This is a genomic window from Streptomyces sp. NPDC002446 (assembly GCF_053595675.1).
The window spans coordinates 1-2,276 of record NZ_JBSFYC010000160.1; the positions used below are offsets into that span (position 1 = coordinate 1).

A 2,276-nucleotide genomic window follows, 5' to 3' on the forward strand; every position below is an offset into this window, starting at 1 on the left:
GGCGACGTCCATGACATCGGCAAGAACCTCGTCGACATCATCCTGTCCAACAACGGCTACAACGTCGTCAACCTCGGCATCAAGCAGCCGGTCTCCGCGATCCTGGAAGCCGCCGAGGAGCACAAGGCCGACGTCATCGGCATGTCCGGGCTCCTGGTGAAGTCCACGGTGATCATGAAGGAGAACCTGGAGGAGCTCAACCAGCGCAAGCTGGCGGCGACCTACCCGGTGATCCTGGGCGGGGCCGCCCTCACCCGCGCCTACGTCGAGCAGGACCTGCACGAGATCTACGACGGCGAGGTCCGCTACGCCCGGGACGCCTTCGAGGGCCTGCGCCTGATGGACGCGCTGATCGCCGTCAAGCGGGGCGTGCCCGGCGCGACCCTGCCGGAGCTGAAGAAACGCCGCGTGCCACAGCGGACGCTGACCATCGAGGAACCCGAGGACACCGGCCGCTCGGACGTCGCCCTCGACAACCCGGTACCGGCCCCGCCGTTCTGGGGCACCCGCGTCATCAAGGGCATCCAGCTCAAGGAGTACGCGTCCTGGCTGGACGAGAGTGCCCTGTTCAAGGGCCAGTGGGGGCTCAAGGGCGACACCATCGAGAGCGAGGGCCGGCCGCAGCTGCGCATGTGGCTCGACCGGCTGCGGACGGAGAACCTGCTCGAAGCGGCCGTGGTCCACGGCTACTTCCCCTGTGTGTCCAAGGGGAACGACCTGATCATCCTGGACGAGGTCGGGGGCGAGCGGGCCCGCTTCACGTTCCCGCGCCAGCGCCGCGGCCGTCGGCTGTGCCTGGCCGACTTCTTCCGCCCCGAGGAGGCGGGGGAGCCCGACGTGGTCGGGCTCCAGGTGGTCACGGTCGGCTCAAGGATCGGCGAGGCCACGGCCGAGCTCTTCGCCGCCGACTCCTACCGCGAATACCTCGAACTACACGGCCTGTCCGTGCAGCTGGCCGAGGCGCTCGCCGAGTACTGGCACGCCCGCGTCCGCTCGGAGCTCGGCATCGACGGCAGCGATCCGTCCGCGATGGAAGGCATGTTCCGCACGGAGTACCAGGGCTGCCGCTACTCGCTCGGCTACCCGGCCTGCCCGAACCTGGAGGACCGCGCCAAGATCGCCGACCTCCTGCAGCCGGAGCGGATCGGCGTCCACCTGTCGGAGGAGTTCCAGCTCCACCCCGAGCAGTCCACCGACGCCATCGTCGTCCACCACCCGGAGGCGAGCTACTTCAACGCCGGAGGCCGCGCATGACGACTTTCTCCTTCGAGTTCTTCCCGCCGAAGACGGCGGCGGGCGAGCGCACCCTGTGGAGCGCCCTGCGCCGCGTCGAGGCGCTGCGCCCCGACTTCGTCTCCGTCACCTACGGGGCCGGCGGCTCCTCCCGGGACCGCACCGTCGCCGTCACCCGGCGCATCGCCGCGGAGACGACGCTGCGTCCGGTCGCCCACCTCACGGCCGTCGGGCACTCGGTGGCCGAGCTGCGGCAGATCGTCGGGCAGTACGCGGACGCGGGCATCCGCGACATCCTCGCGCTGCGCGGAGACCCGCCCGGTGATCCGCTCGGCACCTGGACCCCGCACCCCGAGGGCTTGACCTACGCGCACGAACTGGTCGAACTCATCCGCTCCCTGGGCGAGTTCACCATCGGCGTGGCCGCGTTTCCGGAGCGGCACCCGCGCTCACCGGACTGGGAGAGCGACATCCGGCACTTCGTGGCCAAGTGCCGGGCGGGCGCCGACTACGCGATCACGCAGATGTTCTTCCACGTGGAGGACTATCTGCGGCTCAGGGACCGGGTCGCGGCCGCCGGCTGCGACATCCCGATCATCCCCGAGATCATGCCCGCGACCGACGTACGCCACATCAGCCGCTTCGCCGAGCTCAGCGGCGCCTCCTTCCCCGACGAACTGGCCCACCGGCTCGAAGCCGTACGCGACCAGCCCCGCGAGGGACACCGGATCGGTGTCGACCACGCCACCGCCATGGCCGAGCGGCTGCTCGCCGAGGGCGCCCCCGGCCTGCACTACATCACGCTGAACAAGTCCACCGCGACGACGGAGATCCACCGCAACGTGCTGGGCTCCGCAGCCAACCCCCTCCCGAATCCAAGGAGCACACATGTCCTCGCCCACGGCTGACTTCACGGACTTCAAGGTCGCCGACCTCTCCCTCGCCGAGTTCGGCCGCAAGGAGATCACCCTCGCCGAGCACGAGATGCCCGGCCTGATGGCGATCCGCAAGGAGTACGCCGCAGCCCAGCCGCTGGCCGGCGC

General features: G+C 69.9%; 3 protein-coding genes. All 3 read left to right on the plus strand.

The features are described from left to right. Positions 1 to 1,254: vitamin B12 dependent-methionine synthase activation domain-containing protein (locus tag ACWD6P_RS36920; RefSeq protein ID WP_451448595.1), on the plus strand; the 1,254-nt coding region annotated here is incomplete at its 5' end. Beyond that, on the plus strand, positions 1,251 to 2,141 hold the full coding sequence (gene metF, locus ACWD6P_RS36925; protein ID WP_451448596.1) for a methylenetetrahydrofolate reductase [NAD(P)H]: 891 nt from the start codon (positions 1,251 to 1,253) through the stop codon (positions 2,139 to 2,141). The genes ACWD6P_RS36920 and metF, both read left to right, overlap by 4 nt. Further along, positions 2,122 to 2,276: adenosylhomocysteinase (locus ACWD6P_RS36930; RefSeq protein WP_451448597.1), on the plus strand; the 155-nt coding region annotated here is incomplete at its 3' end. The genes metF and ACWD6P_RS36930, both read left to right, overlap by 20 nt.

What these genes read in the sequence shown, in the direction of transcription:
- metF (WP_451448596.1), top strand. Translation starts at nt 1,251, where the DNA reads ATGACGACTTTCTCCTTCGAGTTCTTCCCGCCGAAGACGGCGGCGGGC.